Annotated in this window: 8 protein-coding genes; all 8 read right to left on the reverse strand. The window is 62.3% G+C overall.

Annotated features, from left to right (window positions below):
- Positions 1–11: 11 nt before the first annotated feature.
- Complete coding sequence (locus F6X61_RS26285) at positions 12–1,418, reverse strand: amino acid permease (RefSeq protein ID WP_153789211.1); 1,407 nt, start codon at positions 1,416–1,418, stop codon at positions 12–14.
- Positions 1,419–1,543: 125 nt separating this feature from the next.
- Positions 1,544–3,796 carry an ATP-binding protein gene (locus F6X61_RS26290; RefSeq protein WP_153789212.1) on the reverse strand — a complete coding sequence of 751 codons (2,253 nt, stop codon included), beginning with the start codon at positions 3,794–3,796 and terminating at the stop codon, positions 1,544–1,546.
- Positions 3,793–4,557, reverse strand: coding sequence for an ABC transporter substrate-binding protein (locus F6X61_RS26295; RefSeq protein ID WP_153789213.1), 765 nt, complete (start codon positions 4,555–4,557; stop codon positions 3,793–3,795). The genes F6X61_RS26290 and F6X61_RS26295 overlap by 4 nt, the downstream gene beginning before the upstream one ends.
- On the reverse strand, positions 4,554–5,270 hold the full coding sequence (locus tag F6X61_RS26300; protein ID WP_153789214.1) for a response regulator: 717 nt from the start codon (positions 5,268–5,270) through the stop codon (positions 4,554–4,556). The genes F6X61_RS26295 and F6X61_RS26300 overlap by 4 nt, the downstream gene beginning before the upstream one ends.
- Positions 5,271–5,346: 76 nt before the next feature.
- Positions 5,347–5,994, reverse strand: coding sequence for a TetR family transcriptional regulator C-terminal domain-containing protein (locus F6X61_RS26305; protein WP_110992864.1), 648 nt, complete (start codon positions 5,992–5,994; stop codon positions 5,347–5,349).
- 309 nt (positions 5,995–6,303) lie between these two features.
- On the reverse strand, positions 6,304–6,594 hold the full coding sequence (locus tag F6X61_RS26310) for a hypothetical protein (protein WP_153789215.1): 291 nt from the start codon (positions 6,592–6,594) through the stop codon (positions 6,304–6,306).
- Positions 6,595–6,897: 303 nt separating this feature from the next.
- Positions 6,898–7,152, reverse strand: a complete 255-nt coding sequence (locus F6X61_RS26315; RefSeq protein WP_153789216.1) for a MafI family immunity protein — start codon at positions 7,150–7,152, stop codon at positions 6,898–6,900.
- Between the two features lie 5 nt (positions 7,153–7,157).
- The coding region (locus tag F6X61_RS27085) for an EndoU domain-containing protein (protein WP_178125896.1) at positions 7,158–7,828 on the reverse strand (671 nt) is incomplete at its 5' end.

The following is a 7,828-nucleotide window of genomic DNA, read 5'->3' on the forward strand; positions in this document are numbered from 1 at the left end:
CCCATTCTCCCTCAAACCACCGGCACCTCCACCCCCACCCCCTGCCGCCGACGCTGAACCACGAAATACGCCGCATAACACAGCGCAATAAACCCAAAGCCCCAATACAACGAAGGCCGCTGGGTCTCATCCATCGCCAAGAACACGAACAGCGAACTGCACAGGGTGATGCACAGCAACGGCACCAGCGGGTACAGCGGCGCCCGGTACTTCAGGTCGCTCACCTGCCCACCCTCACGCAGGAACTGCTGGCGGAAGCGGTACTGCGCCAGGGCAATCACGATCCAGGTCACCGTCCCTGACATGCCGCTCACCGCCATCAGCACCATGAACAAGGTGTCCGCCGCGACGAAGCTGGTCATCAGCGAGATCAGCGCAAAGCACAGGGTGATGAACAGCGCGCGCAGCGGTACGCCACGGCTGCTCAGCGGCGACAGGCTCTTGGGCGCCATGCCGGTCTTGGACATCGCCCAGAGGATGCGAGTAGACGCATAGAGGCCTGAGTTACCCACCGACAGGATCGCGGTGAGGATCACGAAGTTCATCAGGTCCGCCGCAAAGGGGATGCCGACCATGTCGAACACCTGCACGAACGGGCTTTCCATCAGCCCGGCCTGCTGCCAGGGCACGATCGCCGACAGCACCACGATGGCCAGCACATAGAAGATCAGCACGCGGAACACCACGTTGCGCACCGCCCGCGGGATGCTCTTTTCCGGCTGATCGGTCTCGCCCGCGGCCACGCCCATGATCTCGCAGCCCTGGAAGGCGTAGACCACGGTCATCATCACGGCGAACACGGCCGACAGGCCGTTGGGAAACAGCGATTCACCGATCAGGTTGGTCATCATCGGCGCCGGTGCCCCGCTGGTCAGCGGGATGGCGCCGAAGATCACCAGCACCCCGACGATGATGAAGCCGAGAATCGCCGCCACCTTGATGCCGGCAAACCAGTACTCAGCCTCACCGAAGGCACGGGTGGCCAACGCGTTGATACCGAACAGCACCGCGACGAACAACGCCGACCAGTACCAGATCGGCACGCCTGGGAACCAGCGTTCCATCAGCATGCCAGCAGCGGTGAACTCCAGGCCCACGGTGGTGGCCCAGCTCATCCAGTACACCCAGCCGATCATGAAGCCGGTGGCGGGGCCGATGAATTTCGTCGCATGGGCCTGGAACGAGCCGGACACTGGCATCTGCACCGACAGCTCGCCCAGGCAGACCATCACCAGGTACATCAGGAAACCGGCCACCAGGTAAGCCAGGATCGCGCCCACCGGCCCGCCCTGGTTGATGGTCACGCCCGAGCCCATGAACAGCCCGGTGCCGATCACGCCACCGAGCGAGAGCATGAAGATGTGCCGGCTCTTCAATGCCCGTGTGAGTTGGATACCTTCAGCTTTACGGCCTTTCATTATTGTTATCTCCAATAAGCCTTTAGGGCCGCGTGTGCAGCGGCTGCCCCGATTATTGGAAAGCGATGTAAGGCCCGATTGACCGTAAAGATCGAAGATGTAAAAAGTCGTAAGTTTTTTGTCGCTCAGGCGGCCAACAGTTCAGCCAGGCTGTGTTCGGCGCGCAGCAGGTGCTCACTCAGCAACGCGCCCATGGCCTGCACCGCCGTTTTATCCCGCGCCAGGGCGTGCGTTTCGAGGCTGCGCAATGTCGCCGCCAACCCGCAGAACCCCATGGAATCGCTGCTGCCAGCCAGCCGATGGGCCAGGTGGATCACCTCGGTACAGTCGCCCGCCGCGACTGCCTCCAGCAGTGCCTGGCGCTGCTGTTGCAGCGCGTCACGCAGACCAGCCAGCAGGCCATGCAGCTTCTGCGCGCCGAGCAGGGTGCGGTGGGTATCCAGCAAGTCGTGGTCCAGCCACGCAGCCGTGGCCGATTGCGGTTGATGGTCCTGGCCTGCCAGCGCTTGACGCAGGTTGGCCAGCTTGAGCGGCTTGCCCAGCACCCCCTGCATGCCGGCATCCAGGTAAGCGCGCACCAGCCCCGGTTGGACACTGGCGGTCAGCGCGAGGATGCGCGTGTCGCGGTTGGGGGTATCGCCCGCCCGCACCTGCCGGCACAGCGCCACGCCGCTGATGCCCGGCAGGTGCACGTCCAGCAGCAGCAGGTCGAAGCGCCGCTGTGCGCACAGTTCAAGCCCCTGCTCGGCATCCTCGGCCAGCCACACCCGGTGGCCGTCACGCTCAAGCAACCCGCGCACCACCTCTCGGTTGAGCGCCACGTCCTCCACCACCAGAATGTCCAGCGGCGCCGTGCTTGCAGCGCCAGCCGGCAGCGCCTCGGCCTGCTGCACGGCCTCAAGGTCGAGCTCGAACCAGAAACAACTGCCCTCCCCCTCGCGACTGCGCACGCCGATCTGCCCGCCCATCTGTTCGACCAGGTGCTTGCTGATCGCCAGCCCCAGGCCCGTGCCGCCATAACGCCGCGCCACCGCCTCGCTGGCCTGGACGAAACGGTCGAAGATCTTCGGCTGCATCGCCTCGCAGATACCGATGCCATCGTCGCTGACACTCAGGCGCAGGTGCTGGCGCCCGGCCTGCTCGCGCAGCACCTGCACCTCGACCAGAATCTCGCCGCCCTCGGTGAACTTGATCGCATTGGCCAGCAGGTTGCTCAGCACCTGGCGCAGATACTGCTCGGCGCCGCGCTGGTGCGTGGCCAACCGAGGGTCGATGCGGCACAGCACCAGGCTGTCGTTGGCCAGGGCCCGGGGTTCGAGCAGCGTCAGCACTTCGTCGCACAACTGGCGCAGGGAAAAGCCCACGGTTTCCGGGTGACTTTCGCCTTCTTCGAGCCTGGCGAAATACAGCACTTCGTTGAGGATGCCCAGCAGCCCTTCGCCGGCCTTGTACAGCGCCTCCAGGCGCTTGCGGTCCTGCGCCGCCAACCCGGCGTCGCGCAGCAGTTCGGCCATGCCGAGGATGCCGTTGAGCGGCGTGCGCAGTTCGTGGCTCATGGTGGCGAGGAAGCGCGACTTGGCCAGGTTGGCCGCCTCGGCGTCGTCCTTGGCGCGCAGCAGGCTGGCGGTGCGGCGCTCGACCTGCTTCTGCAGTTCGTCGCGGTTGTCCTGCAGGGCCAGGCGATCGGTCTCGCGGCGCTCGATATCGCTGAGGATCGCCCGGCGCATGTCGTCCAGCGCCAGGGCCACGCTGTCGATCTCGTCCGGGTGCGGTGAGCGGCGCTTGTTCAGGCGCAGCGGTTCATGCCACTGCCCGGCGCCGATGCGGCGGGCAAAGTCGGCCATCACCTGCAAGTGCCGGGTAACCAGCCGATAGAACAGCCCCGACAGCGCCAACGCCAGCCCGCAGAGGAACACGCTCATCCACAGCAGGCTGGTCAGGCCCGTGGTGAACAGGCGCCGGTGCACCGCACCAAGGTCGATGCTCACTTCAAGCTCGCCAAGGTGGCGCGCAGGCCCGGAAGGCGGCTGGAAATCCAGGGCAAAGCGCTCGACCCGCAGCGGCCCCTTTGGCGCCGGATCCCCTTGCTGCAAGGTAAAGTCGTCGCTGTTCAGGCGCACCCGCGCCACATCGGAGAAGTCCACCAGCCCACGCAACTGCACGTTCAGCTGCTCCTGGTTCAAGTCCCACAGGCTGCGCTCCAGGCTGGCCAGGTAACCGGCACGAATCAGCTCCATGCGCCCATCGATATCGCGCATCTCGCGGCGGTACTCGAAGTACAGCTGCACACTGCTGGCCAGCACCGTGAAGCACAGGCTGAACAGCAGGATGAACAGCAGCAGCCGACGCAGCAGGCCACCCGGTTGCAGGCGGGTCATGGCTGCTGGACCATATCGCGGTAGGTGACCTCGCTTTCATGCAGCCAGCGCTCAAGCTCGCCGGCGTCGGTCATTTTCTGCAACTGCGCGTCGATCTCGTTCATGTGCTCACTCAAGGGCGAGTGGCGCGACACCGCCACACGCAGGTAGTCGACACTCAGCGCCGGCCCCAGCGCAACGATGTCCCGGGCACCGGGCAGGTGCTCGACGAACAACTGGCCGGTGCGCCGCTCCTGGATCACGAAATCGATGCGCCCGCGAATCAGCTTGCCGAAGTTCTGCCCGCTGTCCGATACCCATTCGATGTTCTGATGCTGCGCCACGAAACGGTCGAAGTCGGCGCCGTAGCTTTCGCCGAACAGCAGCCCGCCACGGTAGCGGGCCAGGTCTTCGAGGGTTGCGAATTTAAGCGGCCGCTGGCGGTTGGCAAACACCGCCACCTCTTCGCGCAGCACCGGCACCGTGGAGAAGCGCATGGCCTGGGCGCGTTGTTCCGAGGCGTAGGCCAGCACCACGTCCACCCGCCCTTCGGCCGCGTCCAGCAGGCAACGCTGCCAGTTGCCCAGCACCACCATCTCGACCCGGTAGCCCAGCCGCCCGAACAGCTCGCGCACCACCGTCGGCGCCAGGCCGCGCGGTTGCTTGCCATCGCTCCAGGACACCGGCGGGTAGACCGGGTAATCGCAGTAACGGACGGTCTCGGCGGCCTGCAAGGCGCCGCTCAGCAGCAGCAACAGCAGGCCGAACAGGCGCCGGCTCACGCGGCCACGCTGGCGGTGAACAGGTAGCCGGCGCCGTGGATGGTGATGATCAGCTCGGGCTCAGCGGGGTCGTCATGCAGCTTGCGCCGCAGGCGCCCGACCAGCACGTCGATGGAACGGTCGTTGGGCACCCACTCGCGGTTGCGGATCTGGTCCATCAACTGGTCGCGGCTCAGGGTGTGGCCGCTGTTGCGCAGGAACACGCTGAGCAGCTGGAACTCACCGTGGGTCAGCAGGGTTTCGCCACCTTGCGCATCGATCAGGCGGCGGCGGTCGCAGTCCAGTGCCCATTCCCCAAACTGCTTGAGGGCGGCAGATGCCTGGGTGGCGGGCCGGCTGCCCTGGGCGTGGCGCACGCGGCGGATCAGGTTCTTGGCCCGCGACACCAGCTCGCGGGGGTTGAGCGGTTTGCTCACGTAGTCGTCGGCGCCGCATTCCAGGCCGACGATGCGGTCGATGTCGTCGTTGCGGCCGGTGATCAGGATGATCCCCACCTCCGAACGCACCCGCAGCTCGCGGGTCAGGGTCAGGCCATCTTTGCCCGGCAGGCGGATATCCAGCATCACCAGCTCCACCGGCTGCTCGGCCAGCAGCGCCTCGGCCTGTTCCGCAGTGGCGGCGCAGTGGACGGTATAGCCTTCCTGGGACAGGTAGGCCTGGAGCAAATCACGAATCAGCGGATCGTCGTCGACGATCAGTACCCGAGAGGTCATTGCGTTTGGTCCTGAGTCGCCCGTGGGCGTGTTTCTTATTAGAGTGGGCCAAGACTAGCGATTGCTGAACGGTCGATCAACAGCCCTCGGCCGGCAGGGTGAAGCGTTGCCGACCGCCGGCTTGCAGGCCGTCGACCCAGGCTTCGCAGATCTGCACGCCCTGGGCCGGGGTGAAGGTGCCGGGGTTCAGGCCCGACTCCAGCCACAGACCGTCGAGCAGCGCGCTCAGGCTGATGGCGGCCAGGTCGGCGTCGAAGCGCTGCCAGCCCTCCTCCCGCGCCAGTTCGCTGAGCAGGCTGCGCAGTTCGCGACGGTATTCGCCGTAAGAGTGGTCGTGCACCTGGTTGATCGCCTCGGCGGTTTTCACCGCGCCCCAGAATGCCAGCCAGGCGTCGAGCAGTTGCGGGTCGAGCAGTTCGGCGCTGAACGAACCGCGAAAGAACGCCGACAGCCGCTCGCGGGCGTTGGGCGCGACCTGGTCCATGGCCTCGCGCAGCAGCTGCATCACTCGGCCGGTGACGGCCATGTAGGCTTCGGCGACCAGTTCGTCCTTGCCGGAATAGTGATGGCTGATCAGGCCGACCGAAACGCCGGCCTCGGCGGAGATCTTGCGGATCGAGGCGCCCTGGAAGCCATGGCGTTTCAGGCAGGCCAGGGTGGCCTCGACCAGATTGGCCTTGCGCAGTTCGGGCAGCATGCGGCTGAAACGGGCTTCCTGGGACATGGGTGGGTCTCGTGGCGGGATATGCAGTTGAACGACTGTATAGCAAGTCTCGTCACTGGTGATAGCTCATGCTCAGAGACTGATGTTAGGGCCACCTGCCTTAACCTGGATGCCGACATACATCATCAGGGGAAATCGGGGAAAACCCTCTATTTCATTCGTACTCGCCGGGCCTCAAAAACTCCGTCAATCGCATCGAGGCTATCCTGGAAGAGTTCAGGGGCAGGATCGTGGATGGGCGGCTCCTGCCTGGCGTTGGTCGCAGACAAAACAACACCGGCGCGGGGCCGGCGTCGGAGAAATGTGGAGTCACTGCGCATGGAGTGAATGACCACGCTGCATGCTTTCAAGTAGTTGGTGAACAACTAAAATAATTAACGTGGAATGTCGCTCAGATGACTCCGTGTAAGTGATTTCTTCAATTCTATTTTCAGCATCGCACAGCAAAGACCTAAGCCATCGCTCCTCATATGCGAGAATTTCCTGCTCTGCCTTGTACAAAGCAGCTTGTAGGTCGCATGCAGACAACTCTCCGCTCAGAAATAAAGCGCACGCACGCTCAACAGCCTCAACCGCCTTAGGGTATAACCACTCATTCATTCGCTAGCCCTACGAAGAATAGTAACCACAAGCTTTCCAAGATTTTCAGTTACCGCCGCTAAATTTCCACTCCAGTAAACCGTCCGAGGAACACCATCAACAACGGCATGCACAGGTTGCCCTGAACGGATCACATAATCAACGAGATTTGGCGTTTCGACACCATAGTTGCCTCTACGAAACGCTCAGATTTTCCGCCAGCAACATCCTCCAGCAAAATATTCCGCGCCCTTTGATTACTTGGCAAGCTGAAAAACGAGTCGGTACCTGGAGTCGCTTTTGCACTAACTTATCTCTAGCCTTTCACTTCCGCAACCCCGCCAGATGTTTAAATGGGCCATCATCTAAATCAAGCCCCAGATCTGTGATTAATCGAACTGCCTCCTGGTACTCTTCGCCCGTGATAGAAATATCAAATTCACAAATGTGATCGCATAGTATCTCGAAGGCCAGACCTTCCTCATTGTACGCAACATAGTCCAAGGCCCCTTGGAGCAGGTCCGCGTCCAATCGGCCGTCAAATTTATTCCCAAATTTAATAATACGACCTGCAAACATAAAATTTACCTAATCGGCTTATAAGGTGGAATCGGAGCATCATCAGGAAATGCGGCAACCACTTTCCCTGTAGCTGGTTGGTATACAACTCGCATACGCACTCCATCACGAGTTTCATAAGCAACCCACTTGGCAGGGTCCCCTTTAGCTGTATAAGCCCCTCCGGTTCCTGTCTGTGCGTACCACTTAGTGTTCGGAGAGGTCGCAATATCGCCAACCGCACGAACAATTTTCTCTCCTGACCAACTTTCAGGGAAAACGGTCTTCCCTTGCTGTCCTGGCCACATGTGGCCGCCGCTTCCAGGTTTATCTCCATAAAGAATATGCTGCTTTGCTTCAGGAGAAAGAATATCAACGTAATCTTTTCCAGGTGCTTTTGCACCAACAACCACACCCCCGTCACCTGCTCCCCCCGCAGACCCTGTCTTTCCACCGCCCTGGCTGACTGAAGGCTTCGGCGTTCGCCCGCCACCACCCGTCACCACACCCAGCAATACCTGGCCGAGCCCTTGCTTAAACTCGGACTCTTGGCTCAATGCAGACGCAATCTCCTGCATTGCAGCTTCATTGCTCTGCCCAACGACAAAGCCAATGACGGCGGCGATCTCGACCTTACCCTCCCTCTTTAATGCGTTAACCTGCTCCTGCAGTAAGGGGCGGTCTGCAATCAACTTCG

This window comes from Pseudomonas sp. EMN2, from assembly GCF_009650555.1.
Classification (GTDB): Bacteria; Pseudomonadota; Gammaproteobacteria; order Pseudomonadales; family Pseudomonadaceae; genus Aquipseudomonas; species Aquipseudomonas sichuanensis.